The following is a 25,545-nucleotide window of genomic DNA, read 5'->3' as shown; positions in this document are numbered from 1 at the left end:
AGAAACCGTTTTCAAATAACATAAATTTTTTTACAACCGCAATGATATCGTTAATATGGTAACCCAGTAGGATACTGCACGTACCCTACTAAGAAATTCGGGAACGTTCCCAATTAAGTGTAAGAATTATTTGTATATTTAAATTTTATGGTATCTTTATACTTCTGTCAAACAATTATTCGACTTTCTATTAAAATATTTGTGATAAGGTTCGACTATTGTCGAAATTACTTCCAATCATCCTCTTGATTAAAAATGTTTACCTTTTGATTTTTTACCGCATTCTCCGCAAACAAATACATCGCAGCTGACCACGATTGGCCTGCAAATCCCATCGGACGCCCTGATTGACCATGAAACCATTCATTAAATTCCCATTCTGCTTTCTTACCTGTTTTATTCATGTTTGCCAGTTTTCCTAATTGATACTCCGCCTCCTCAAATCTTTTCGCTTGAATGAGCGCAGCGACATAGAAACCGCCAATGAAAGGCCATGAGCCACCATTATGATAATGATGCGGCAAATTAAGATTGCGAACTCGATAATAGTCGCGCCAATCTTTTTCACCTTCGCGAATAGCAGGATATAAGGCTTGTACCGGAAACGGTTCATTAATCCCACAACCCTGGATATAATCGAGGATTTTATTAGCTTTTTCTTCATCCGCGACCCCAAAAACGATTGCTAATAGATTGCCAAGCGTATCAAACCGGTCTGCATAATCACGAAATCCCATATATGGAAGATAAAATGGTCTTTCCACAAGTTCTGTTTCCACCCGCTTAATGGGATAAAGCCATTCTTTTCGCTCCTTTTTAACCCAGTCCATTTTTTCCTGATTTTCTGGTGTAATCCACAATAGAATATTAATCTTCTTTTTAACATCTCTTGCATTTTCATAAAAATAACTGGAAGGCAGGTTTAATGCGTCTGCCATATGGCCCATACACTTCCATGCTGCAGCATATAAAACATTATCGAAAAGGACATTGTATCGGTTTGCAAATAAATCCGCCCAGTCCATCGCTTCGTGGACTTCTAGTAAGCCACATTCATTTGAATCTTGGTAGCGTAACCAAAGCAATGCTTTTTCTAAATTCCCCCACCATTTTTGTAAAAATTCCTTGTCATTCGTTTCCATATAGTATGAGTAATGGCCAATAATATACCAAAGGTTACCATCCACACAGCCTGCATGAATCGAATCCTCAACAGCTTGTCCTTTGACACTCTCATCATCGAGCTTCCCGCCATGGGCGATTAACGCAGGATCTGCTACATTTGGAAAACCAACATTATGAGGGATTTTCCCTAATTCACTTTGAAATCGTCCCAAAGTTTCCAATGAACTGCGATGAATGCTTGGACCCATATCATCCTGACATACAAGAAGACCTAGTCCACAAATCATACTATCCCTTGCCCAAACCTGTTGATAGGCTGTACTTGAGCCGAGCAGTCCGAGCTCCCCGCCATTTTTCAGTAGTATTTTTTCAGCTTTTTCTCTGCCTAATTCTACTATATTTTCTACCATATCAGTCTCTCCCAACTGGACTTTAGTTACATATTTCATTTCCTTGCTTTTAAATCTATTAATCTAACAGAGATTCGTTCTTCATACAGTCACCAAGGATTTCTCAACATCTTCGATTAAGTTCGTTTCCTTGATTGGCTCCTCGGGATTTTTCGGGATGGATAACGTTTTAATTTCAGATGGTCCAAATTGCAGTTCAATCTTCCTACCCCAATTCTTCAAATCCACGTTGACTACTGTTTCTTGGTTATGGGCTTCATAAAGACGAATAATCAAATCATCATGATTTTCAGCCTTTTTTAAAGCAGAAAGAATAATATTGGGCTGGTCAATCTCAATAAATGAATCTTCTTGAGCTAAAGAACCTTTATGATAGGTTTCCACAATGATCTGCGGCTTTTGATTCAGTTCTAATGCATGCTTAACCGTTTCGGCTTCTTGCCAGCTATTTTCATGTGGCAGCAATTGATAGGTAAAAGTTTGAATCCCTTGATCAATAATCGGATAATCCTCGTCCGGATCTGGTACGAATGGAGCATGATGGGCATAAATCGGGCTTCTTAGAACCGTTAAATTGATACTATTTCCACTTACATCGACACCATATTTGCCGTCATTAAGAAGACTTAAACCATATATATCTTTCCTTTGTTTGCTAATCGTGCCTGTTACATCAATCCAATTTTGCATTGGCTTTTCATCTCCGTTTGCCTCGCGCGAAGCATGCCCAAATGGAATCTCAGAAGTTGCATGCCGTTGATTAAAGCTTACTGGAAACTTGAGTTTTAACGTTTGGTAACTTTCTTGCCAATTTACTTTCACTTTCACTTCAATCTTATTTAACTGTTTGTACATGATAAAATCCTGGACAATCGTGGATGATTGAAACTTAGACGTAACCCGAATAACCCCTTTTACTGGACCTTCTTCCAGCTTTTTAATCCGGATTGGCTTGAAGACTCCGGCGATTTCATCAAAGCGAAGTTTCCCATGTCCCCATGAATCGGAAGAATCATTCATGACATAAGGGATAGCCGCATTACTCTTGAACACTTCGATTTCCTTCTCTTTGTCGAATAAACTGCTGATTCCACCAGTTTCTTTATCAATTACTAGCTTGAAGCGGTCGTTTTCCATTTCGTGATCGGTTACTTTTACAGATTCAAACTCTTTTGTCGGCTTAACCGCACGAAGTTTATACGTGCTATATCCTAATGGTGGAAGTTCAGCCACAAAGGCAACTCTTTTTCGATTCGGTACTTTCGCAACAGAATCAATGATTTGGTAAGGCACTTCATTTCCATTAATATCTTCAATAATAAATTCTTGTGGCAATAAATAATTCACAAAAAGCCCATACTCAATTTCAACATTTACCTTTACCGGCCATGAATGAGGATTAAAGATGACCATTGGCTTCATGTCTTTTTCTTCTTCGATATCAATATTCCAACTTAACGATTGGAGGGCGTAATTCATATTTCGTGTTGCAATACTGATCGACTCGCCAAATAAATCTCTAGCATCATCATATGCTTCTGAAATGCTTGTCCCCGCTAAAATATCGTGGAACTGGTTAAATAAGATTCCCTTCCAAGCCTGATTCATGTCTTCTGGATACGGTTGATCTGTCGTCCAGTTGGCAACCGAGGAGAACTTCTCAGCCATTAAAGTGAGATTTTCAGAATATCGATTTAGCTTTTTTACTTCGGAATGAACAGAATAACAACCAATCGCATGATGGTGCAGATCGTCATGGACAACCGGAAGAGTATCCTTAAAACTCTCTACATGGTCAAAAAATTCATTCGGTGAACTAAACATAAGATTGGTATCTTCCATCGATTGGTTTAATTTTTCAATAATCTCGATATTTTCCTTTGTCGGCCCGCCGCCATGATTACCAACACCATAGAAGCACATTAGATGATTGAAAGAATGCTTAAGTTCATTTTTACAATGCATGATGTGATTTTCTAGATGGTCAAAGGTGCAATATTCAAAGGGAATGCGAAACGCTTTTACCCGAGAACCATCTTTGGATTCCCATAAAAACAACCTGCCCGGCAGCCCTTTTTCCTCTGGACCAGGTCTCATAAATACATAAGAATCCATGCCGGATTTCTTTAAAATTTGTGGCAGCATTCCATTATGACCAAAGCTGTCAACATTGTAACCAACAGTGGCGGTGACCCCAAACTTTTCTTTAAAATAGTTCTGGCCGATCAGCCCTTGTCGGACAAATGATTCACCACTTGGAATATTACAATCCGGCTGAATCCACCAGCCGCCACAAATAATCCATCTGCCTTCTTGAATTCTTTGATTGATTTCTTGAAACATTTTTGAATCGTTTTTTTCTATCCATTCATAATACGCAGCAGAACTTGAAGTAAAAATAAAATTCTCATATTCTGTTAGACGATCGAGTGCTGAACGAAATGTCGCCTTCACTTCTTGAAAACCTTCCTGCCAGCGCCAAAGCCATACGGGGTCGAGATGTGCATTTCCGATCATAAACATGTTTTTCACAGGTATTTTCCTCCAATTCTAATTTCCATCTTCTCAATGGTAAAATATAAATAATCACTCCTCTTAATTAGAATGCAAAAAAGATCGTTGCCAAACGAGTTTGAAACCGCCTTCACAAACAAAAAAAAAATAGACTTACCTTATTTTTTTGATTCATTATAACATTCTACTTTAACTTTGTGTATCCATTAAACTAAGTTTATGATAAAAGATATATCTTCCTTGGTGCGGCTGCATTCGTCGTTAAGTACTTAAAAGACGGAGAGATTATTTTTAAAAGGTTAGGTAAGGCAAGAATATCAATTAATATTTTATTATTACTGCTCTAAAAACTCAGCATCACACTGATGTTACAAATGTCTTGCTAGCAACCATCGATTCGTAAAAATAATTTAAAAGTTTTCTTGTATAAATAGATTTCCTTTAAATATTAATTGACACTTCTGCTTTAGTGTAGTAAATTTTATAAAAAGTCTAAATATTATACTTTCTTATCAAGAGAGGCTGAGGGAATGGCCCTATGAAGTCTCAGCAACCTTCAATGACATTTTTTATCATTGAAAAGGTGCTAAGTCCATCAAGTTATTAGGTAACTTGTGAGATAAGAAGAATGACCTATGCGAATGTGCATCCAAAAGTCTTCTTCTTATAGAAGACTTTTTTTGTTTATATAAAGGAGGATACGGATCATGGTTTATAAGATTGATACAAAGTTAGCTCAAATTGGTAATAGAAGTGATACGGTGACAGGCACCGTCAATCCTCCTGTTTATTTTTCAACAGCTTACCGTCACGAGGGAATCGGGCAATCAACGGGATTTGATTACTCACGGACAGGTAATCCTACCCGTCAGCTCCTTGAAAAGGCGATTGCCGATCTTGAAGGCGCAGATCAGGGGTTCGCTTGCAGTTCGGGGATGGCAGCGATTTTTACAATCCTTTCTCTTTTCGAGTCTGGGGACGAATGGATTGTTAGTGAGGACTTGTACGGAGGAACGTATCGTTTACTAGAAAAGGGATTTAAAAAATGGGGCTTGAAGACTCAATATGTTAATACGTGTAGTCCTGAAGAGATTGAAAGAAGGATTACCCCTCAAACCAAGGCGATTTTTCTTGAGACTCCGACCAATCCGCTTATGCAGCAGTCAGATATAGCAGCTGTGTCAAAAATTGCGAAAAGGCACGGAATTATTCTGATTGTTGATAATACGTTCTATACACCGCTTCTTCAACAGCCAATCCTGCTGGGTGCGGATATTGTCATTCATAGTGCGACGAAATACTTAGGCGGCCATAATGATGTCCTAGCTGGTCTGGTCGTTGCCAAAGGTAAAGAAATTTGTGAGGCATTGGCTTTTCATCATAATGGAGCCGGTGGAGTCCTAAGTCCTTTTGATTCCTGGTTAGTAATGCGTGGAATGAAAACTTTATCACTAAGAATGCAAAGACATGAAAGCAATGCGAAGGCCATTGTTGAATACCTTTCTAACCATGACGGTATAACAGATGTCCTGTATCCAGGAAATGGAGGAATGGTTTCCTTCCGCTTACAAGATGAAGCTTGGGTGAATCCATTCCTTCAAAGTCTTTCTCTCATTTCATTTGCTGAAAGCCTTGGCGGAACAGAAAGCTTTATTACTTATCCAGCGACACAAACCCACGCTGACATTCCAGAAGAAATTCGAATTCAGTCAGGTGTATGTAACAGACTATTAAGATTCTCTGTAGGACTTGAAGACCCAACAGACATTATTGAAGACCTTGAACAGGCATTAGCGAAATTAAAAGAAGGAGTGATTGGATAATGAGTTCAGAAAATTATAGTTTTGAAACCAAGCTCCTTCATAATCAGCATAAAGTAGATCCAAACACTGGAGCAGTTAGTGTACCGATCCAACATGCATCAACCTTCCATCAATTTGATATAGAAAGTTACGGAAAATACGATTACGCTAGAAGTGGAAACCCCACAAGAGAAGCGCTCGAAGATGTAATTGCGGAATTAGAAGGCGGGACAAGGGGTTTTGCTTTTTCGTCGGGAATGGCTGCTATTTCAACAGCTTTCCTACTTCTTTCATCTGGTGACCATATCGTTATTACCGAAGATGTATATGGCGGTACCTATCGCATGGTCACTCAGGTACTGACTCGGTTCGGGATTGAACATACATTTGTAGATATGACAGACCTAAATCAAGTAAAAGAGGCAATTAAGCCTAACACGAAAGCATTCTATGTAGAAACACCTTCAAATCCACTATTAAAGGTTACAGATATTGAAGCTATTTGCGTTTTGGCTAAAGAGATCAACGCCATTACGTATGTAGATAACACTTTTTTAACTCCTGAGTACCAGAGACCTTTAGAGCTCGGAGCAGATGTTGTTCTCCATAGTGCTACTAAGTTTTTATCAGGACATAGCGATGTCGTTGCCGGTCTAGCTGTTGTAAAGGATGAAGAATTAGGTAAGAGATTGTATTCTTTACAAAATTCCTTTGGTGCTGTACTTGGGCCGCAGGATGCATGGCTAGTGCTTAGGGGGATAAAAACCCTGCATGTCAGACTCGAGCAGTCACAAAAATCAGCTATTAAAATAGCAGAATTTTTAGAGGCTCATCCGTTAATTGAAAAGGTTTATTATCCAGGGCTGAAAAATCATCCACAGCACGAGCTTCAAAAAAGTCAGGCGGCTGGACCAGGTGCAGTTTTGTCGTTTGAATTCAAGGATGAACAAGCTCTTCAAGTCTTTCTGTCCAATGTTAAAATACCTGTTTTTGCCGTTAGTCTTGGTGCAGTTGAATCGATACTCTCCTACCCTGCGAAAATGTCTCATGCAGCTATGCCGCAAGAGGAAAGAGAAATACGAGGAATTAAAAACAGCCTCATCCGTTTATCCGTTGGCTTAGAGAACCCAGACGATCTGATTAAAGACTTCTCTCAGGCGCTACAACAGGTGAAAGAAAAACTATTGGTCTCGCAGTAAGGAGAATGATCATGACCTTTTTAGATAAATTAAAAAGACAAATTTTAATAGGTGATGGTGCCATGGGCACCCTTCTTTATTCATTCGGCAAAGATAGCTGCTTGGAAGAGTTGAACCTTTCTCATCCGGAAAAAATTCAAGAGATTCATAAAGCATATATTACAGCAGGTGCGGATGTCATTCAAACCAACACCTATGCTGCGAATTATCTAAAATTGCAGCGATACGGTCTCGAGGACTCCGTTAAAGCGATCAATAGTGCCGCCGTCCAGAATGCAAAATTAGCAGCACAAGAAAATGCTTATGTGCTGGGAACAATCGGCGGTAACCGCGGGATTAAGCCTAGTACTTTATCAATAGAAGAATTAAAGCGCAGTTTCCGTGAACAGCTGTACTGTTTATTACTAGAAGGTGTTGACGGCATTTTATTAGAAACCTTTTATGATTTTGAGGAACTAGAAACGGTCCTTACGATTGCTCGAAAGGAAACTAAGCTGCCGATCATTGCCCAAGTCTCTCTTCATGAGCCAGGTATTTTACAAGACCAGACACCGATTAATGACGCCTTTGCCACTCTTGAAAACCTCGGTGCTGATGTAATTGGCTTGAATTGCCGGCTTGGACCCCATCATATGTTAAAAACACTAGAGCAGATTGAACTGCCTAAACACGCTTACCTTTCGGCCTACCCAAATGCGAGTCTGCCGGCTTATACAGACGGTAAATTCCATTATGAGGGGGATGCTGATTATTTTAAAAAATCTGCCCAAAGCTTCCGTCAGGAGGGAGTTCATTTACTTGGCGGCTGCTGTGGAACAACTCCAGCCCATATCCAGGCATTTGCAGCAGAACTAAAAAACAGCGTGCCTGTCACCGAAAAAGTAGTTAAATTAGCATCAAAGAAAATCGTCATTGAACACAGTGCAGCTAAAAGGGATCTCCAGCCTCTTGAGCAAATCGTGAAGGAACGTCCGTCGGTTATCGTAGAATTAGATACTCCGAGAAAGCTTGATACAAGCAAATTTTTTGAAGGTGCAAGGGCGTTGAAGGAAGCAGGCATCGATGCGATTACGATGGCAGATAACTCGTTAGCTCAGGTAAGGATTTCCAATGAATCTTTAGGTTATCTTGTTAAACAACAATTAGGAATGCGGCCGCTGATCCATATTGCCTGCAGAGACCGCAATATTATTGGTTTGCAATCTCACCTAATGGGGCTTCATACGCTTGGAATGCATGATGTACTCGCTATCACCGGTGACCCTGCCCGGGTCGGGGACTTTCCTGGTGCCTCCTCTGTTTATGATGTATCCTCATTTGAGTTAATTCAAATGATTAAACAGTTGAATGAAGGCTTGTCATTCTCAGGGAAAGACCTTGGTCAAAAAACTGCTTTTAGTATTGCAGGTGCCTTTAATCCAAATGTCCGTTCAGTAGAAAAAGCCGTGAAGCGTCTTGAGAAAAAAATTGAATACGGTGCTGATTATTTCATTTCACAGCCTGTTTTCTCTGAGGAAAAATTAATCGAAGTCTATGAACATACCAAACACCTAAATGCACCTATTTACATCGGATTAATGCCTTTAACGGGAAGCAGGAATGCGGAATTCCTTCATAATGAGGTGCCAGGGATTAAAATTGCTCAACCGATTCGAGACAGAATGGCAGCATTGAATGATCAACCATTACAAGCTGCACGTGAAGGAATTGAAATAACAAAATCTTTAATTGACACAGCACTGGATTTATTCAATGGAATATATTTAATCACACCATTTTTACGCTACGAACTAACAACAGAATTAGCCATATATGCCAGACAGCGTGCTAGTCAAATTAGGGGGAACAGCTATGTCGAAAGCTCCATTTAATGAACAACTACACAAACGAATCCTTGTGATGGATGGTGCCATGGGCACCATGCTCCAGCAGGAAAACTTAACAGCAGAAGACTTTGGCGGCGAGCAATATGATGGCTGTAACGAATATCTGAATCTTACGGCTCCTAAAGTGATCGCGAAAATTCACCGTGAGTACTTGGAGGCTGGTGCGGATATCATTGAAACCAATACCTTTGGGGCCACAAGCATCGTTCTCGATGAATACAATCTTGGCTTTAGGGCGTATGAATTAAATAAAATTGCCGCACAAATTGCCAAAAAAGAAGCAGATAAAATTTCTACGGCTGAATGGCCTCGGTATGTGGCAGGGTCAATGGGACCAACCACCAAGACGTTAAGCGTTACGGGCGGGACAACTTTTGAAGCACTCGCCGCATCCTATGAAGAACAAGCAATCGGACTGATTGACGGTGGTGTCGACCTTCTGCTTCTTGAAACTAGTCAGGATATGCTGAATGTAAAGGCTGGTTTTATTGGGATAAAAAATGCTTTTAGTAAAACTGGAAAAGTTCTTCCATTAATTGTATCAGGAACCATTGAACCGATGGGCACAACCCTTGCTGGACAGTCGATTGAATCCTTTTACATTTCTTTAGAGCATATGAATCCTGTTGCAGTGGGACTAAATTGTGCGACTGGTCCGGAATTTATGCAGGAGCATATCCGTTCCCTTTCCAATCTTTCATCAACGCCGATTATTTGTTATCCAAATGCTGGGCTGCCTGATGAAGAAGGTCATTATCATGAAACACCAGAAACGTTAGCGAAAAAGCTTGCTGATTTTGCAGCCCATGGCTGGTTAAATATTGTCGGCGGCTGCTGTGGAACGACACCAAATCATATCCGTGCGATTTCAGAAGAAATGAAAAAATATTCACCGCGGGAAGCACAACATTCTGATTTCCATATGGTATCAGGGATTGAACCCTTTGTTTACGATGACCCGACACTGCGTCCAATCATGGTTGGAGAACGTACGAACGTGATTGGCTCCCGTAAATTCAAACGTCTCATTAACGAAGGTAAGATTGAAGAAGCAGCAGAGATTGCACGGGCACAAGTTAAAGGCGGCGCACATGTTATTGATATTTGTCTTGCAGATCCTGACCGTGATGAGCTTAGCGACATGGAGAATTTCATTCCAGAGGTAGTTAAGAAAATAAAAGTTCCGCTTGTTATTGATTCCACAGATGAAAAAGTAATCGAAAAAGCACTTAAATATTCTCAAGGAAAAGCCATCATTAACTCGATTAATCTTGAGGATGGCGAAGAAAGATTTGAGGCGGTCGTTCCCCTTATTCATAAGTACGGTGCAGCTGTCGTTGTCGGTACAATTGATGAAAAAGGTATGGGTGTTACAGCTGAAAAGAAATTGGAGATTGCCAAACGATCTCATGACATTCTCGTCAATAAATATGGATTGAAGCCGCAGGATCTAATTTTTGACCCGCTTGTTTTCCCAGTAGGGACTGGTGATGAACAATATATTGGGTCTGCAAAAGCAACGGTGGAAGGTATTAAGTTAATTAAAGAACATCTTCCTAAGACACAAACCATTCTTGGTATAAGCAATGTCTCTTTCGGTCTTCCGCCTGTCGGCAGAGAAATCTTAAACTCTGTGTTTTTATACCACTGTACTTTAGCTGGACTTGATTATGCGATTGTTAACACTGAAAAACTAGAACGATTCGCATCCATTTCCAAGGAAGAAGTTCAATTAGCAGAGGACCTTCTTTTTAATACAACAGATGAAACGTTAGCCACTTTTACTGAATTTTATCGAGGTAAAAAGAAAGAGTCAAAAAGTACAGTGCCAAACATGAGTTTAGAAGAACGCCTCTCTTACTATGTGATAGAGGGTACAAAGGAAGGTTTAGTGCCTGATTTGGCTTTAGCACTTGAAAATTATCCTGCTCCACTCGATATTATCAATGGGCCATTAATGGAAGGCATGAAAGAGGTTGGAAGACTATTTAATGACAATCAGCTAATTGTTGCCGAGGTTCTCCAGAGTGCTGAAGTAATGAAAGCTGCCGTCTCTTATCTAGAACCCTATATGGAAAAAGGAGATGTTTCTGCCTCCAAAGGTAAGGTCATCCTGGCAACTGTAAAAGGTGATGTTCATGATATTGGGAAAAACCTGGTTGACATTATTCTTAGCAATAACGGTTATGATGTCCGGGATTTAGGAATCAAGGTATCACCAACTGAATTGGTTCAAGCGATTCAAAAAGAAAAACCGGACATTGTTGGTTTATCCGGCTTGCTGGTCAAGTCTGCACAGCAAATGGTATTAACTGCACAGGATATGAAAGAAGCAGGAATTTCAACGCCTATACTTGTAGGCGGCGCTGCACTTTCTAGGAAGTTCACCGATACAAAAATTGCCAAAGAATATGATGGACTCGTTCTTTATGCAAAGGACGCTATGACGGGATTATCATTAGCGAATCAGCTTCAATCTCCAGAAGAGCATGAAAAACTAATTGCTGAAAAAAATGAAAAACTCGCTGCTTTAGAAGTGCCTCGGGAACTGCCAAGTCGTTCTGCGGTCTCCACAGCAGTTAAAACCAGACCATCTGTTTCAACCGAAGTCCCAGTTTTCACACCGATGGATACGAAGAAACATATCTTAAAATCCTACTCTCTATCCCATATTGAGCCTTATATCAATATGCAAATGTTAATCGGACACCACTTAGGAGTGAAAGGGAAAATTGCAAATCTCCTTGCTGAAAAAAATGAAAAAGCGGTAAAGGTAAAAGAAGTCGTAGATGGGTTATTAGCAGACGCTAAGGCAGGCAACTGGATTTTACCAGCTGCGGTTTATCAGTTCTTCCCTGCCCAGTCGGATGGAAATAAAATTTTTATTTATGACCCAGAAGAGCCTAATACGATCATTGAAACGTTTGATTTCCCACGCCAGGAATCGGCACCGCATTTATGCTTGGCTGATTTTGTTAAGTCTGTTGACAGTGGAGAGAAAGATTATGTTGGTTTCTTTACGGTAACAGCTGGCAGAGGAATCCGTGAAAAAGCGGACCAGTTAAAGGGAGAAGGCCGTTTTCTTGAGAGTCATGCCCTGCAAGCCTTAGCACTCGAAACCGCGGAAGGTTTTGCAGAATTAATCCATCGCCAAATGCGCGATCGCTGGGGATTCCCGGATCCGCTATCGTTTACAATGCAGGATCGTTTTACAGCGAAGTATCAGGGTCAGCGCTTCTCTTTTGGATATCCGGCATGTCCTGATTTAGAGGATCAGAAGAAACTATTTGCTTTGATTCATCCTGAGGAAATTGGAATTGAATTAACAGAAGGCTGTATGATGGAGCCTGAAGCTTCCGTATCAGCCATGGTATTTGCCCATCCTGAAGCAAGATACTTTAATGTATTAAGATAAATGTCCATGTCCATGGGGACGGTTCTCTTGGTTTTAGTTTAGACCAAGAGAACCGTCCCCATTGCTTCCTTGACATTTCACTCCAAAACCGATATAGTTACCTAGGTAAATATTTTAATTACCCAGGTAACTAATGTGCAAATATTAATTTTGGAGTGAACGCTTTTGACCAACCACGCATTATTTCATACGCTGCATCAACTTTCCCGACAATTGACCAATAGTCTTAATGAAGCTCTAAAACCATATGGATTATATAGTGCCCAGTGGTCTGTCCTCTTTGTTTTACATACCAAAGGCTCACTAACTCAAAAAGAACTCTCTGAGTATCTGTTCGTCGAAGCTCCTCCAATGACCCGTACCATTCAACGGCTAGTTAAACAAGGGTTTGTAAGACAAATTCCAGGAAAAGACAAACGGGAGAAGTACATTCAATTAACGGAGGAAGCCGTGAAAGAGTTCCCTAAATGGGAACACGCTGTTTCGGAGTGCAATAACGACTTATTAAAGAAATTCCCAGAAACCTCACAACAAGAATTATTAAAACTGCAAAGTGTTTGGTTAAAACAGCTTTTGTAAAGGAGTGCAAAACATGAACAAACCTAAATTATGGACGAAGGATTTTATTAATATTTCCTTAAGTAACTTTTTCCTATTTTTAACTTTTTATATCTTACTCGTAACGCTGCCTATATACGCATTACAGGAATTTGACAGTAATGCTTCACAGGCCGGGTTAATGACAACTGTATTCTTGCTATCAGCCATCATATCTCGTCCACTCGCTGGCCAATGGCTCGAGCGAGGGAGCAATAAACAAGTTCTATTAACGGCACTTTTTATTTTCGCAGCAGCTTCCCTTTTATATTTTTTCCCAAAATCGGTAACAGGATTTCTTGTTATTCGTTTGTTACACGGAATTGGGTTTGGAATGGCCACAACTGCAGTAGGAGCCATTGTTGCCGACCTTATTCCCAGCTCCCGTAGAGGAGAAGGAATGGGATACTTCGTAATGTCGACAAACATGGCAATGGTTTTAGGACCGTTTGTAGGCTTGACTGCGATCCAACAGTGGGGAGCAAAAACAATGTTCATCCTAACGGTAATTGTAGCCATCGGGGCGCTTATTACTGGGCTCACAGTCAAGTTATCAATGCCTAAGGAAACTAAAAAGCAGGTTATTCTTCCGGCTTTCTCATTGAAAAACTTTATTGAACCTTCAGCAGTATCCATTGCGATTGTCGGTGGTTTTTTAGCCATTGTATATTCTGCCCTGCTTTCTTTCGTATCCGTTTATGCGAATGAAATCCATGTTTCCGAAGTTTCAAGTCTTTTCTTTGTTGTGTACGCAATTATTTTATTAATGTCTAGACCATTTACAGGCAAATGGCTGGATCAATATGGTCCTAATGTGATTGTGTTCCCTTCGATCATCTTGTTTGCAATTGGAATGTTTGTCTTAAGTCAAAGTGGAGGAGCAGTTACTTTCCTTGTTTCAGCCGGGATGATTGGATTAGGCTGGGGTACTCTTTTTCCCACCTTTCAAACGATTGCCATTCAAAACGCCGCTCCTAGAAAACGTGGTCTAGCTACCGCTACATTTCTATCAATCTATGATATTGGTATTGCATTAGGCTCATTCTTGGTAGGATTAATCGCAGCAAAAATGGACTTCAGCTCCTTGTACTTTTTATGTTCTTTCTATATTCTTGTTGGAGCCGTACTTTACTATTTCATGCAAGTTCGAAAACGAGAAATAAAACGCCAGCAATATTTAAAAGTAAAAGAGCAATAATTAACTAGAACCATCATTACTTGATGGTTCTTTTCTACATTCTGAGCAGTGATTTTTACTTTTCTGATTTATTAGGTTACACTTTTTTTGTATATTTATTTTCGAATGGAGGTTTTTACATGTTAGATGTTGTTGTAATTGGTGCTGGACCAGCAGGAGCAAGTGCTGCCTTATTGACTGCTAAAGCAGGAAAGAAAACATTGGTGCTTGATAATGATAAAACAGTTACAAAACGTGCTTGGGTGGAGAACCACTATGGCGTGATGGAAATCTCTGGACCTGATCTCGTTGAAATTGGTAAGCAGCAGGTAAGTAAATTTGGCGGAGAAATCGTCCAGGCTACTGTTACGAATATTAGCAAAGTTGGAGAAGGCTTTAAGGTGGAAACCGAAAACGGTGACTATGAAGCAAAGCATGTAATTGTTGCTACTGGTTTCCTTGTAGACCTAGCTGAAAAAGCAGGTTTAACTACCAAGCCTGGAACTGAGCCAAGAGTAAAAACTATCCTTGTTGTAGATGCTCAAGGCAAAACAAACGTTGATGGCATTTGGGCAGCTGGAACCGTGGCTGGTGTGAGCGTACATACCATTGTTACTGCTGGAGACGGCGCGAGAGTCGCAATCAATGTGATTAGCGAATTAAACGGTGAGCGCTATGTTGACCACGATGTATTAAAAGCTTAAGTTCATTTATAAGAAGGGTGTCCCGATTTGGGACACCCTCTTTACACCTCTAAATCTTTTCCTTCTTCAACAATATGGAACAGAAGATGGGCTAGATGGTGTATCGGCCCATAATCTTCTTCCTCTTCACTTACCTCTTCATTGAATTCAAGATCATTTAGATAAAGGGCTGTAAATTCATAAAAATCCTTCAATTGGAAGGAATAGCAGGCCACTGGATCTTCACTTCCATCCTCCCCAGTCGGATCCTCATACTGAAGAACCATATAGGACACATCTCCATCTGCGTCCTCTGCGTCAAAAAAGACAAAAAAGCCAATGTTAGTATCTAAATCAAATAGATGCCTTGTGCCCCCTTCCGTTGCTTTTTCAAAATCCTCCTGGCTTAGCTTTTGAATCTGCATCGAATCGACATTGTCTTCTTGATGAAAGCCAACAACAAATGATTTCATATTCTTTTCCTCCTTGTTAAACACATATAAACTACTTTGCCCCTTATTTATAGTTTTCATTAACGTTATGGAAGAAAATAAAAAAATCTCGACCGCTAAAAGCTGTCGAGATTGATTCACGATTATCCTATTGGTGGATAAATAGGATCTGCTTGCGCTTCATTTATTTGAACCTTTGCCACATCAACCGAAGTATTTTGACCGTTAGCATCATTTACGGGTGTTCCAAAAACAAGTAATGAGAGTGAGAATAATAAGATAATAGCCTTTTTCATTTTCTTCCTCCTCAAGTAACTTTTAATAAATAATTTACTGCCTCAAGATATTTCCCCTGCTGATTATAATACTCAGATAACAGCTTGTAATACCGGACCATTTCTTCCTTGTGTTCTTTTGATCCTTCTAAATAAGGAATGACCTTCATTTCTAAATATTTCATTGCTTTATCAGGAGAATCCATATGCATTAAATAAAATTCGGCTAAAAGACCTTGTTTTTTTATACCAATTTCTTTTGAAAGAGATTTGACTTGAAGAAAACATTCCTTAGCATTCTCAATTAGATTTAAATTGTAGTAAATTTCACCAATTCCATATAAAGTTACTACATAGTGTTGGTTTTTTACTGGTTGTAAAGATAAGCTTTTTTCGTAATAGGTTAATGCCTCTTTCACATTATTCATTTTATCTTGCAGGTAACCCATATTATGATAGATTTGGGGAAGTATTCTTTCTTCCTTTAACAATTCGGCATTTCGAATTAAATGGTTAAAACAAACCTGCGCTTCTTCATAAATTTTTGAATTGGTATAGTTAATACTTAGAAGCATTAATGTATGAAGAATTCGATAAAAGTTATGCTGATTCATAAAGATTTGCAGCGCTAACCTGCCAAAGTGTATGGCATGTCCCGGCTGATCAAGTGAACTCTTTACAAAAGCCCAGTGGTAAAGGAATTCCCCATTCGTTGTCTCATTATTATTTTCTATAAATAATTCATCGAAAATTTCATCAGCCTTTTTATAATGACCCTTATACATTAAGGATACAGCATTATAATAGCGAAATAAATACTTCTCATGTTGGGAAAAATTTTTCTTTTGCTTTGATAAAATATCCCGCTGAGCATCTGCTTCTCCAAGTAACCCCTTGAATAATAGATAACGATATTTATATAATTCATATGAATACATATGAGCAGAAAACGGGATTACATGTTCTATTTCTTTTAACCTATTAAATATTATTTCTATTTCTTCACGTAAGTAAAAGTTAATTTTCTCACCAAAATCTTTTAGCAGGCTTTTTATTAACTCCTCTTTTTCCTCCATTTCTTCAAAACTGACTTCCAGCCTTTCAAGTAATAAGGAAATAGTCTCTTCATTAGCGTCTTTTGAGTTGTTTTCAATTTTACTTAAGTGAGGGATAGAGCAGATTCCAGCAGCAAGTTCCTTTTGTGTTATCCCTTTTTGGGTCCTGTAATATTTGATTAATGGTCCAAATTCCATAGCAAAACCACCCTCTAGAAGCTCTTCCTTTCCTATCATTTTATAACATCCAAGCCACCTCTTCCATCTATTTGTTCAGACTATTTTAAAAATTATAAACTAGATAGTAAAAAGCCACCTGTCAGTAAAACCAGATGGCTTTTGTTACTTATTTCACTCTTGGAAAACCAAATCCCGAAGCATAATCATCGCCTGTGGCGGCACCTGTTCCGCCTTTAATATCATAAATCTTAGCTCGGTTCTGAAGCTCTGTACGAAGTTGTGTATGTGTTAATGAAGGATTGGCTGCCCAAATCTTTGCAGCTAAACCTGAAACATGCGGAGTAGCCATTGAAGTACCGCTAATTGTGTTATAGGAACCATCATTCCAAGTCGACTCAATGGCTCTTCCCGGGGCAGAAACCTCTACATCACGTTCTTGAATGATGTAGTCACCATCTGTATTTGGATTTCCTCGTGAAGAGAAATCAGCGACACGATATGTACCGTTTTGCTGAACATCTTCTAAGGCAGCTACTGCTACTGCATTAACTAATGCTCCCGGATATCCAATTGTGTTGCTTGTTGGGCCATCATTTCCAGCAGCTGCAATCACTAATACCCCTTTACTATAGGCGTAATCTACAGCATTTGATATTAGGGTGTCTTTGGCGCTAGATCCTAATGACATAGAAATGATTACTTTTGAACCAGTACGAGTGGCTTCATCTGCTGCCATACGAATCGCGGAGGCAATATCATCTGAGTAGCCGGAGCCGCGGTTATTTAATACTTTATATGCCCAAAGGTCAGCTTCTGGAGCAACACCATATATCCCCTGTCCCGTGCTTCCGCCATCTGCAAGTACTGTACCCGCAACGTGCGTTCCATGACCATTTCCATCTGAGCAGCTTCCATCGATAAGCGGTGTTTTATTCTGTGTAAAATCCTTACACTGCTCAACTCTATTTGATAGATCTGCGTGACTAGTAGCTGCACCAGTATCAAGGACGGCTACCTTTATTCCATTGCCACCTGAGGTTGCCTGAATAGCAGAATCATTATATATGGCTTGAATCCCCCATGGTGTTTGATCGCTTGGTCCAGAAGTTGTGGAACCACCTGGCTTAGCTGCTGCTTCTTTGTTAGGGACAAGCTGAACTTCCTCTACTTTTTCAATGGTTAAATTTTTGTTTTTTAATAATGCCTGGTATTGCTTGCTGTTAACAGTTGTAGTAAATCCGTCTGACCCAAAATCCCAGCGTACCCCAACATTTTTCTTTGCTTGCGCCTTATCAGCGGATGGTCCTTGAATGATAACCCGCAAAGACTCTTCCTGGCTGTTCGGCTGCTGACCAAAGGCACCTGTTGCGAACATGGATACCCCCATAACAAGGCTAAGTACTGATGCTCCTACGACTCTTCTCTTTTTCATCTCTATTCTCCCCTACTCTTTCAACTTCAGGCTTGTACCTGTTCTCTTATTATATTTAGAATTTTCAGAATAAAAACATGAGAATCTACCTAGAAAAGTTGGGAAATTTTTAGAGAAGTAAAAAAACCCGTCCCCTTATGAGGACGGATTGTTAATACATTAAAAATATTTCTTTTTCCAAAAAATTAATGCGGTTAACGTCGATAATACGCATGCGACGGTTATTGATATCCAAAAGGCATGTGGACTATTTTGCAGCGGTAAATCAACATTCATCCCGTAAAAACTGAAAACAATCGTTGGAAACGAAAGAATAATCGTGAAAGATGTTAAAAATTTCATCACAATATTTACGTTGTTAGAAATAATGGAAGCAAATGCGTCCATCATCCCGCTAAGGATAGAACTGTACGTCTCCGCCATCTCAATCGCCTGGATTTTCTCAATCATAACATCTTCTAATAAATCCTTATCTTCCTCGTACATTTTAATATAACTAAAACGAAGAATTTTATCTAACACCACTTTGTTCGACTTTAAGGAAGTCGTGAAATAAACAAGACTCTTTTCTAATGCTAAAAAGGCATAAAGTTCTTTATTTTTCATCGATTGATGAAGTTCTCGCTCGATCTCGTTTGTTCTTTTATTAATTTGTTTTAAATACCGGAGATAATAGGATGTAATGATTGCCAGGATTTGGAGGGCAAATCGGTTCTTTTTAAAAGTATAAAACTCTTTTATTTTATTATTCTTAAAAACTTCTAGGATTGGCGTATCCTTTAACGATACAGTCAAAATACATTCATCCGTTAAAACAATCCCAACTGGGATGGTCTCATAGATGGGGAACCCTGCATCGTCATGCGTAATATAGGGGTAATCGACAATGATATAAACCTGCCCATCTTCACGCTCAATTCTTGGGCGTTCTTCGTCATCAAGGGCATCTCTAATAAAGTCAACATAAATGTTAGCTTCATCTGCAATTCTGTTAATTTCTTCTTCGGTTGGGGCATACATATTTACCCAGCAGCCCTTTGAAATTTTCTCTACCTGTTCAAGTACTTTTGTTTCAGTGCTTTTGTAAATCTCCAACATGATAAAACCTCCTCACTCACTTTTTCTGAGGAAGCCATACTACCTTCTTAAGAGCTGATATTCCTGAAGAATCCAATTCAAAGATAACGCTGACTTCCCCCTTACTACTAGGGTCCGGGTCTATTGCATAACTCAAAAATATCAACTCCTCAACATTTAATTACTTCATTATCATAAACCCAAAATCAAAAAAGCACAAACAAGATTTATTCTGGAAAATAAGGATTTAAGTGAATTAATACCTCGTCGATGTTGTCGTACCTCTCCATCAATCTCCTCTTTATTAACTTAGCAAGATCGTGACCTTCCTTAATGGTTTTAAAGTGGTCAATTGATATTCTAAGATCAACTAAAATATAATGGCCATGTTCTCTCGCTCTAATTCGATCAATCCTCTTTACCTCTTGGAATTCATTCACTACATTAATGTATTCCTGCAGCGTTCCGGCGTCAATGTTCCTTTCGAGTAAGATATCAAAAGCTTCCATTAACATCTCTTTTGAAATTTTAAAGATTAAGTAGGCTACAAATATACTGGCTGCTTTATCGCCATAATGCAGGAATAAAATATCAAAGCGTTCCCCAATAATTGAAAGGAGAACCCCAATAGCTGCCGCAATCGAAGCAACAATATCTGCTTTGTGGTCAAAAGCAATTGCTTCGATTGCCTTACTATTATGTTCGTTCGCCACCTTTAATGATGAACGATACAAAATAACTTTTGTAATGTAAGAAATGATGGCTACCCACATGGCTAAGAAGCTTGGTGTTTCTACTTCATGGAAGAAGCCCAAGATCCCCTCATATACAACATATATCGAAACGAGAAAAAGCAAAATCCCTACAATCCCTGATACAATGACCTCTGCTTTGCCATGACCATAGGGGTGCTCATTATCAGCTGGTTTGTTTGCAATTTTAATCACCAGCAGGACGATGACCGATGCAAAAACATCTGCAGCGGAATGAATACCATCCGCAAAAACCGCATCACTATTTCCATACCAGCCGATAAAAAGTTTTCCTAATGTTAAGATGATATTACTAATCACGCTAATCCAGGCAATTTTCTTCGCTAGGGATTCCCTCATCCTTCAAGTCCACCTCAAAAAAATTCTATTTCTCCATCTGATTATTCCCATTTGCCTCCATCTTCATTTCTTCCTCTTCTTCTTCGACTGTAATCCTATTAATGGCATCATGGAGAAAATGAAACGCTTCGTCCAATTCTTCCCTCGATGGATATTTATCTTTGTTCATATAAATCAGCTCCTGATATTTTTATGAGTAATCCTCGAATAATAAGTAGAAAATACGGTTGTACCAATTTTATTAAAAAGGAGTGTACAGCATGGATAAAAAAAATTCTGCCAACAATAGTACTGATCTCGCTGGACGAATTTACGAAACCAGCGATTACCAAAAAAACGACGTAATTTCCACAGGTTTAGCAACCACACACGAACAGGCAAGTGACGCTTATACCGAAGGCGAAATAGGCGCAGATATTGATGATGATTTAAACGGTAAAGATTTAAAGATTGCCCAAAAACCTTACAGAAACAAATAGAAAAGCTTAAGCGCCTTGTTCAGGGGCGACAGGCATAAGACGAGCCGGCGAGAAGGTTGGTCTTTACCTTCTTGACGGATTGTCAGAAAAGTGGAGGCGACTGACCTGGGACGAAGGAATAAGACGAACCATGCAAGAAGGCGCTTTTTGCCTTCTTCATGGGGTGGCTTATTACTCGAGTCCCAAGGAGCCGCAACTAGACACGCTTATGCCCCCGAGCCCCTAGGCGCTGATGCTAGACAATTCTCAAAGTAGAACATATGCTCACTTATATTTAAAAATTAGAGAAAACAGCTTTCCAAGCGAAAGCTGTTTTCTCTTTATTTATTTATCATCATCCACATATGGATCATGTTCGTATGCTGGCAAATCTCCAAAGCTTGTCATAATCCCTTCTTCATCCAGCTGTTCTTCATACCGTTGATGTTGTGGATTTGGATACACCGTTATATTGTTTCCATACATATCATTTCCAACAAAGTTTTCAAAGTCTTCCACATACCCCTCATTTTCATCGGGTTCATTATTAACATCATTATAATGTTCTTGAGGAAAAGCTAGGTCCGATGGTGTATCGGATGTCCCCCATTGAGAAACAATCTGCCAGGAGTCCTCCGCATCAAAGGCAACATTCTCATCTTTGGAATCCATGTCAAACTTTCCAAATGGCGGCATTAACACGCCTTCTTCGATAGGACGGTCATGTGAGATATCTTGATCTGGACTGTGTTCTTTGCAATAGGTTGTATTAGGTAAAGCTTCTAAACGTTCATAAGAGATTTCTTTCCCGCATACCTCACATTTTCCATATGTCCCATTTTCCATTGCTTCTAGCGCTCTTTTTATATTCAATAGCTGCAAATCTGTATGTTGATTTAATGCAATATCCTTTTCACGCTCGTACAAATCTGTACCTTCGTCAGCAGGATGATTATCATAACTTGATAACTCCCCCATCGATTCATGATAATGCCCTCGTTCAAAACCGTAGTGATCATTTTGTTCGAGACGCTCTTCGATTTCCTCTTTTTCCTTTAATAATTGCAAACGAAACCCAGCAAGTTGTTCTGTCGTTAACATATAGGTAACCCCTTTCAAGGTCTATTGCCTTCTTTATCGCCTATTTTATATATTTCAACTTTGTCTTGTACCTTTTTATTTTCATTGATTTAGGCGGCGATTATGTAATGAATTTCTTGATTCCAACAAAATCCTAAATTACTCCAATGAACTCACTGAATAAGTTTTTTGTGAGCGTGTATCTTAACATATAGAAAGATATTAGAAAGGAAATGAGGGGACATACATGGTAAATGAAAATTTTGATAAATTCAGAAAAGAACAGCAGGAACATCAAAGCGTCTATTTAGGTGGTGCCAATCGGCAGCGTGGAAAGAATGACCCTGAGTATAATAATCAGGAAATTACGGATAAATCGGTAGGAGCAACTGGGAGAAGTACTAATGGGAAAGTCGAGTAGCGCTGCAAAAGAGAAAGGCAATATGAAGTGGTGGCAGCTTTCGTTATTTGGGGTGGGATGTACCATTGGTACAGGATTCTTCCTAGGGTCAAGTATCGCTATAAAAATGACGGGCCCAGCCATCTTAATTGCCTTCATTCTTGCAGCTGCTGGAACCTATTTTGTCTTTGATGCCCTTGCAAAAATGACGGCAAAAGAACCCTTAAAAGGCGGTTTTCGGTCCTATGCGAAAAAAGCCTTTGGGAGATGGGCTGGTTTTAGCAGCGGATGGGTCTATTGGATATCAGAAGTATTAATTATGGGGAGTCAAATGACGGCACTTTCTATTTTTTCACGTTTTTGGTTCCCAAAAATCCCACTATGGGTCTTTGCTGGTATATATGCCCTGCTTGGACTTGTTGTGGTCCTAATCGGTGTAAGTATTCTAAACAAATTAGAGAATGTTCTTGCCATTTTAAAAATAGCAGCGATATTAATGTTTGTGATTATTGCTTTACTGGCGATATTTGGAGTCATTGATGGAGACAGACCAATACAATATCCTGATAGCCAAAAGGATTTAATTCCACATGGTGTTTTAGGATTATGGTCTGGTGTTATTTTTGCTTTTTATGCGTTTGGAGGCATTGAAATTTTAGGATTAATGGCCACACAGTTAAAGAATCCGAAGGAAGCTCCAAAAGCTGGAAAGGTAATGTTATTGACGCTTATGATTATCTATATGCTTTCGATTGGTCTCGCTGTCTTAATGGTGCCTTGGAATCAATTTAATGGCGAGAAAAGTCCCTTTGTTAACGCATTAGATAATTACAATTTGACTTTTATTCCACATCTTTTTAATGGAGCATTAATTATTGCCGGTTTTTCAACCATGGTAGCCTCCCTTTTTGCCGTTACCAGCATACTTGTTACACTCTCTGAAGAAGGGGACGCACCTGGATTATTTTGCAAACAAGGAAAACTAAAGGTCCCAATCCCCACTTTGCTCATTACAGTACTAGGAATATCAGCATCCATTGTGTGCGCATTATTAATGCCTGGACATGTGTATGAGTACATTACTACTGCTGCTGGGCTAATGCTTCTCTACAATTGGATTTTTATTTTAGCTTCATCATGGAAACTATTAGAGGTCACCGCAAAAGATAAAATCAAATACTCATTGGGTATTCTGTTCATATTAATCGCAGTTAGTGGTACCTTATTTCATGGCACAAGCAGACCAGGCTTCTTCATCAGCCTAGCATTCGTTGGTATTATTGGGTGCATAACCTTGATCATGAATCTTAAATGGAAAAAGAAAAAGAAAAAAGGCAAGGTATTTAGCCCTTGGCCAACCGCTTAAAATCTTGATTGCCAGCGTTTTGCTATGCTGGCTTTTTTTGTTATCCAAATAATACATTGAATGCTTGAAACCCAAAGTAAATACCAAATCCAATCAAGGATACGCCTGATAAAAGGGAAATCCCTACAAGCAGCCGAGATGTTAAGTATTTCCGGAAATTACTTGCAATACCTGCCATTGTGATATCCCATAGTAATAATCCAATAAAGATGGCACTGCTATAAAGTATTAACTGACTCGTTTCATAGGTCGCAGCTGTTTTGGCAAGAACAGAGCCGTAAATCCCGAGCCAAAATAAAATCGTCAACGGATTCGATATGGACATAAAGAAGCCAGATAAAAAGGATTTTACTAATGGTTCATCCTTCCTATTATCTCCTATTTTCAGCTTATTTGCTGAAAGCATGGTCTCAATTCCGGTATAAGTTAAGACAAAGCAGCCAAATAACCACAAAAAAGTTTTCATAAAAGGAGTTTCAAGAAAGTGAACAACTCCCAAATAAACAACCAACATATAAACACCATCTGCTACAACGGCCCCTACCCCAATAAGCCATGAATGCATAAAACCATGCCTTATTCCCTTATCAATTTGAGCTGCATTTATCGGACCAATCGGAGCAGCTAGTGACAATCCTAGTAAAATATAACTCAAAAATACATTCATCCTAATCTCTCCCTGAATTGAAAAATACAAGCCTGTCTTTCAATTTCTATTCAGGAAGGAGGGTTTGTACCACTTTTATTTCAAAAAAGAAGAGCCTTCTTTAGAAAGAAAACTCTTCATTTGATCATACTATAGGATTTAGTTTGACTCAGATATTTATCTATGCTCAATTTTATAGAACTCTTCCCCTTCACTATCTCTCATTAAATGATGACGAGCAGCCGGCAGTGAGAAGGTATCAATATCAATGATGAACTTGGGACGGTGCTTTGATTCTGTATAAATTTTCCCTACATACTCTCCAATTAATCCTATCGCAATTAGCTGTAAGCCGCCAATTAACCAGATAGAAGTAATCATTGACGTCCAGCCTGTCTGAGTTTCCCCCAATACTTTTAACATTAAGAAGTATAACCCAAATAACAGGCTTAGGAAAAAGGAAACAAACCCGATAAACAATACAAACCGGATCGGCGAAACTGAAAAAGATGTAATTCCATCAAAAGCAAACGCAAGCATTTTTTTTAATGGGTATTTCGTTTCACCTGCTTGTCTTTCTTTACGATCATAGTAAACGATATCTGAGCGAAATCCGAGGAGTGGAACTATTCCGCGTAAAAATAGATTTACTTCTTTAAATTTTTCTAATTCCATTACTGCCCGTTTACTCATTAAACGAAAATCCGCATGGTTATAAACAAGATCGACACCCATTTTTTTCATAATCTTATAAAAACCTTGAGCAGTGCTCCGCTTAAAAAAGGTATCTGTGTCCCTGCGCTTTCGGACGCCGTAAACAATCTCATTGCCTTCATTAAATTTATGGATAAATTCACGAATAACCTCAATGTCATCTTGTAGGTCAGCATCGATAGAGACAACACAATCTGAAATCTCCTTAGCAGCGAACAAGCCTGCTAATAACGCGTTTTGATGGCCCACATTTCTTGATAGTTTTAAACCTCGGAAATGCTCATTTCTTAATCCTGCTTTATAAATCATTTCCCAGGTCCGGTCCTTACTCCCATCATCCACAAACAAAATCTTTGTGCGGTTAGAAACGAGCTGTTCGCTTATTAACTGTTTTACGAGCTGGTCGAGCTGATTCATGGTTTCAGGTAATACTTCTTCTTCATTATAACAAGGCACAACAATCGTCAAGACAGGTTCGATCATCTGTTAT

The 25,545-nt window shown here is 39.3% G+C and carries 22 protein-coding genes and 1 riboswitch; of the genes, 10 read left to right on the top strand and 12 right to left on the bottom strand.

The window, feature by feature from the left end; genetic code table 11:
- Window positions 1-227 precede the first annotated feature (227 nt).
- Window positions 228-1,535 carry an amylo-alpha-1,6-glucosidase gene (locus ACIQAA_RS11925; protein WP_402619341.1) on the bottom strand — a complete coding sequence of 436 codons (1,308 nt, stop codon included), beginning with the start codon at window positions 1,533-1,535 and terminating at the stop codon, window positions 228-230.
- An 81-nt stretch (window positions 1,536-1,616) separates the two neighbouring features.
- Window positions 1,617-4,058, bottom strand: a complete 2,442-nt coding sequence (locus ACIQAA_RS11920; protein ID WP_402619549.1) for an alpha-mannosidase — start codon at window positions 4,056-4,058, stop codon at window positions 1,617-1,619.
- Between the two features lie 497 nt (window positions 4,059-4,555).
- Window positions 4,556-4,675, top strand: a riboswitch (SAM riboswitch).
- Window positions 4,676-4,756: 81 nt separating this feature from the next.
- Here ACIQAA_RS11920 and ACIQAA_RS11915 point away from each other — a divergent pair.
- The 7 genes from ACIQAA_RS11915 (at window position 4,757) to ACIQAA_RS11885 (ending at window position 14,829) form a co-directional block, all read left to right on the top strand.
- Complete coding sequence (locus tag ACIQAA_RS11915) at window positions 4,757-5,872, top strand: methionine biosynthesis PLP-dependent protein (protein ID WP_402619338.1); 1,116 nt, start codon at window positions 4,757-4,759, stop codon at window positions 5,870-5,872.
- On the top strand, window positions 5,872-7,050 hold the full coding sequence (gene metC / locus ACIQAA_RS11910) for a cystathionine beta-lyase (protein WP_402619336.1): 1,179 nt from the start codon (window positions 5,872-5,874) through the stop codon (window positions 7,048-7,050). Before ACIQAA_RS11915 ends, metC begins: the two co-directional genes overlap by 1 nt.
- Window positions 7,051-7,061: 11 nt before the next feature.
- Window positions 7,062-8,921 (top strand): bifunctional homocysteine S-methyltransferase/methylenetetrahydrofolate reductase, encoded by a 1,860-nt coding sequence (locus ACIQAA_RS11905; RefSeq protein WP_402619333.1) that lies wholly within the window; start codon window positions 7,062-7,064, stop codon window positions 8,919-8,921.
- Window positions 8,902-12,351, top strand: coding sequence for a methionine synthase (gene metH / locus ACIQAA_RS11900; protein ID WP_402619330.1), 3,450 nt, complete (start codon window positions 8,902-8,904; stop codon window positions 12,349-12,351). Before ACIQAA_RS11905 ends, metH begins: the two co-directional genes overlap by 20 nt.
- Window positions 12,352-12,516: 165 nt before the next feature.
- Window positions 12,517-12,930, top strand: a complete 414-nt coding sequence (locus tag ACIQAA_RS11895; protein ID WP_402619327.1) for a MarR family winged helix-turn-helix transcriptional regulator — start codon at window positions 12,517-12,519, stop codon at window positions 12,928-12,930.
- A gap of 13 nt (window positions 12,931-12,943) precedes the next feature.
- Window positions 12,944-14,146, top strand: a complete 1,203-nt coding sequence (locus ACIQAA_RS11890) for an MFS transporter (RefSeq protein ID WP_402619324.1) — start codon at window positions 12,944-12,946, stop codon at window positions 14,144-14,146.
- Window positions 14,147-14,265: 119 nt separating this feature from the next.
- Window positions 14,266-14,829: an FAD-dependent oxidoreductase gene (locus ACIQAA_RS11885; RefSeq protein ID WP_402619321.1), complete on the top strand. Its 564-nt coding sequence runs from the start codon at window positions 14,266-14,268 to the stop codon at window positions 14,827-14,829.
- Window positions 14,830-14,870: 41 nt separating this feature from the next.
- On the opposite strand, the gene ACIQAA_RS11880 is transcribed toward ACIQAA_RS11885, so the two are convergent.
- The 7 genes from ACIQAA_RS11880 to ACIQAA_RS11850 form a co-directional block, all read right to left on the bottom strand.
- Window positions 14,871-15,281: a cytosolic protein gene (locus ACIQAA_RS11880; protein WP_283861974.1), complete on the bottom strand. Its 411-nt coding sequence runs from the start codon at window positions 15,279-15,281 to the stop codon at window positions 14,871-14,873.
- 122 nt (window positions 15,282-15,403) lie between these two features.
- Window positions 15,404-15,556 (bottom strand): hypothetical protein, encoded by a 153-nt coding sequence (locus ACIQAA_RS11875; protein ID WP_402619318.1) that lies wholly within the window; start codon window positions 15,554-15,556, stop codon window positions 15,404-15,406.
- Window positions 15,557-15,567: 11 nt separating this feature from the next.
- Window positions 15,568-16,827, bottom strand: a complete 1,260-nt coding sequence (locus tag ACIQAA_RS11870) for a helix-turn-helix domain-containing protein (protein WP_402619315.1) — start codon at window positions 16,825-16,827, stop codon at window positions 15,568-15,570.
- Window positions 16,828-16,936: 109 nt separating this feature from the next.
- Window positions 16,937-18,202, bottom strand: a complete 1,266-nt coding sequence (locus tag ACIQAA_RS11865; RefSeq protein ID WP_402619312.1) for a S8 family serine peptidase — start codon at window positions 18,200-18,202, stop codon at window positions 16,937-16,939.
- A 159-nt stretch (window positions 18,203-18,361) separates the two neighbouring features.
- Window positions 18,362-19,300 carry a magnesium transporter CorA family protein gene (locus ACIQAA_RS11860; RefSeq protein ID WP_402619309.1) on the bottom strand — a complete coding sequence of 313 codons (939 nt, stop codon included), beginning with the start codon at window positions 19,298-19,300 and terminating at the stop codon, window positions 18,362-18,364.
- Window positions 19,301-19,506: 206 nt separating this feature from the next.
- On the bottom strand, window positions 19,507-20,391 hold the full coding sequence (locus ACIQAA_RS11855; RefSeq protein ID WP_402619306.1) for a cation diffusion facilitator family transporter: 885 nt from the start codon (window positions 20,389-20,391) through the stop codon (window positions 19,507-19,509).
- A gap of 25 nt (window positions 20,392-20,416) precedes the next feature.
- Window positions 20,417-20,560 carry a hypothetical protein gene (locus tag ACIQAA_RS11850; RefSeq protein ID WP_179595354.1) on the bottom strand — a complete coding sequence of 48 codons (144 nt, stop codon included), beginning with the start codon at window positions 20,558-20,560 and terminating at the stop codon, window positions 20,417-20,419.
- Between the two features lie 91 nt (window positions 20,561-20,651).
- Between ACIQAA_RS11850 and ACIQAA_RS11845 the strand changes: the two genes are divergently transcribed.
- The gene (locus tag ACIQAA_RS11845) at window positions 20,652-20,870 is read left to right on the top strand and encodes a YozQ family protein (protein ID WP_402619303.1); all 219 of its coding nucleotides are present in this window, start codon (window positions 20,652-20,654) and stop codon (window positions 20,868-20,870) included.
- Window positions 20,871-21,194: 324 nt separating this feature from the next.
- Here the strand turns inward: ACIQAA_RS11845 and ACIQAA_RS11840 are convergent, their stop codons facing one another.
- The gene (locus ACIQAA_RS11840) at window positions 21,195-21,950 is read right to left on the bottom strand and encodes a TraR/DksA C4-type zinc finger protein (protein ID WP_402619300.1); all 756 of its coding nucleotides are present in this window, start codon (window positions 21,948-21,950) and stop codon (window positions 21,195-21,197) included.
- Between the two features lie 226 nt (window positions 21,951-22,176).
- Between ACIQAA_RS11840 and ACIQAA_RS11835 the strand changes: the two genes are divergently transcribed.
- Together ACIQAA_RS11835 and ACIQAA_RS11830 are read left to right on the top strand one after the other, a co-directional pair.
- Window positions 22,177-22,350: a hypothetical protein gene (locus tag ACIQAA_RS11835; protein ID WP_402619297.1), complete on the top strand. Its 174-nt coding sequence runs from the start codon at window positions 22,177-22,179 to the stop codon at window positions 22,348-22,350.
- Window positions 22,334-23,695 (top strand): amino acid permease, encoded by a 1,362-nt coding sequence (locus tag ACIQAA_RS11830; protein WP_402619294.1) that lies wholly within the window; start codon window positions 22,334-22,336, stop codon window positions 23,693-23,695. The genes ACIQAA_RS11835 and ACIQAA_RS11830 overlap by 17 nt, the downstream gene beginning before the upstream one ends.
- Window positions 23,696-23,735: 40 nt before the next feature.
- On the opposite strand, the gene ACIQAA_RS11825 is transcribed toward ACIQAA_RS11830, so the two are convergent.
- Both ACIQAA_RS11825 and ACIQAA_RS11820 read right to left on the bottom strand, forming a co-directional pair.
- Window positions 23,736-24,362: a LysE family transporter gene (locus ACIQAA_RS11825; protein ID WP_402619291.1), complete on the bottom strand. Its 627-nt coding sequence runs from the start codon at window positions 24,360-24,362 to the stop codon at window positions 23,736-23,738.
- 156 nt (window positions 24,363-24,518) lie between these two features.
- Window positions 24,519-25,538: a glycosyltransferase family 2 protein gene (locus ACIQAA_RS11820; protein ID WP_402619288.1), complete on the bottom strand. Its 1,020-nt coding sequence runs from the start codon at window positions 25,536-25,538 to the stop codon at window positions 24,519-24,521.
- Window positions 25,539-25,545 lie beyond the last annotated feature (7 nt).

This window comes from Neobacillus sp. NPDC093182 (assembly GCF_044754045.1).
Note: the sequence above shows the minus strand (reverse complement) of the source record. Positions and strands in the feature narration are given on the sequence as shown.

What these genes read in the sequence shown, in the direction of transcription:
- ACIQAA_RS11925 (WP_402619341.1), bottom strand. Translation starts at nt 1,535, where the DNA reads ATGGTAGAAAATATAGTAGAATTAGGCAGAGAAAAAGCTGAAAAAATA.
- ACIQAA_RS11920 (WP_402619549.1), bottom strand. Translation starts at nt 4,058, where the DNA reads ATGTTTATGATCGGAAATGCACATCTCGACCCCGTATGGCTTTGGCGC.
- ACIQAA_RS11915 (WP_402619338.1), top strand. Translation starts at nt 4,757, where the DNA reads ATGGTTTATAAGATTGATACAAAGTTAGCTCAAATTGGTAATAGAAGT.
- metC (WP_402619336.1), top strand. Translation starts at nt 5,872, where the DNA reads ATGAGTTCAGAAAATTATAGTTTTGAAACCAAGCTCCTTCATAATCAG.
- ACIQAA_RS11905 (WP_402619333.1), top strand. Translation starts at nt 7,062, where the DNA reads ATGACCTTTTTAGATAAATTAAAAAGACAAATTTTAATAGGTGATGGT.
- metH (WP_402619330.1), top strand. Translation starts at nt 8,902, where the DNA reads ATGTCGAAAGCTCCATTTAATGAACAACTACACAAACGAATCCTTGTG.
- ACIQAA_RS11890 (WP_402619324.1), top strand. Translation starts at nt 12,944, where the DNA reads ATGAACAAACCTAAATTATGGACGAAGGATTTTATTAATATTTCCTTA.
- ACIQAA_RS11885 (WP_402619321.1), top strand. Translation starts at nt 14,266, where the DNA reads ATGTTAGATGTTGTTGTAATTGGTGCTGGACCAGCAGGAGCAAGTGCT.
- ACIQAA_RS11880 (WP_283861974.1), bottom strand. Translation starts at nt 15,281, where the DNA reads ATGAAATCATTTGTTGTTGGCTTTCATCAAGAAGACAATGTCGATTCG.
- ACIQAA_RS11875 (WP_402619318.1), bottom strand. Translation starts at nt 15,556, where the DNA reads ATGAAAAAGGCTATTATCTTATTATTCTCACTCTCATTACTTGTTTTT.
- ACIQAA_RS11870 (WP_402619315.1), bottom strand. Translation starts at nt 16,827, where the DNA reads ATGATAGGAAAGGAAGAGCTTCTAGAGGGTGGTTTTGCTATGGAATTT.
- ACIQAA_RS11865 (WP_402619312.1), bottom strand. Translation starts at nt 18,202, where the DNA reads ATGAAAAAGAGAAGAGTCGTAGGAGCATCAGTACTTAGCCTTGTTATG.
- ACIQAA_RS11860 (WP_402619309.1), bottom strand. Translation starts at nt 19,300, where the DNA reads ATGTTGGAGATTTACAAAAGCACTGAAACAAAAGTACTTGAACAGGTA.
- ACIQAA_RS11855 (WP_402619306.1), bottom strand. Translation starts at nt 20,391, where the DNA reads ATGAGGGAATCCCTAGCGAAGAAAATTGCCTGGATTAGCGTGATTAGT.
- ACIQAA_RS11850 (WP_179595354.1), bottom strand. Translation starts at nt 20,560, where the DNA reads ATGAACAAAGATAAATATCCATCGAGGGAAGAATTGGACGAAGCGTTT.
- ACIQAA_RS11845 (WP_402619303.1), top strand. Translation starts at nt 20,652, where the DNA reads ATGGATAAAAAAAATTCTGCCAACAATAGTACTGATCTCGCTGGACGA.
- ACIQAA_RS11840 (WP_402619300.1), bottom strand. Translation starts at nt 21,950, where the DNA reads ATGTTAACGACAGAACAACTTGCTGGGTTTCGTTTGCAATTATTAAAG.
- ACIQAA_RS11835 (WP_402619297.1), top strand. Translation starts at nt 22,177, where the DNA reads ATGGTAAATGAAAATTTTGATAAATTCAGAAAAGAACAGCAGGAACAT.
- ACIQAA_RS11830 (WP_402619294.1), top strand. Translation starts at nt 22,334, where the DNA reads ATGGGAAAGTCGAGTAGCGCTGCAAAAGAGAAAGGCAATATGAAGTGG.
- ACIQAA_RS11825 (WP_402619291.1), bottom strand. Translation starts at nt 24,362, where the DNA reads ATGAATGTATTTTTGAGTTATATTTTACTAGGATTGTCACTAGCTGCT.
- ACIQAA_RS11820 (WP_402619288.1), bottom strand. Translation starts at nt 25,538, where the DNA reads ATGATCGAACCTGTCTTGACGATTGTTGTGCCTTGTTATAATGAAGAA.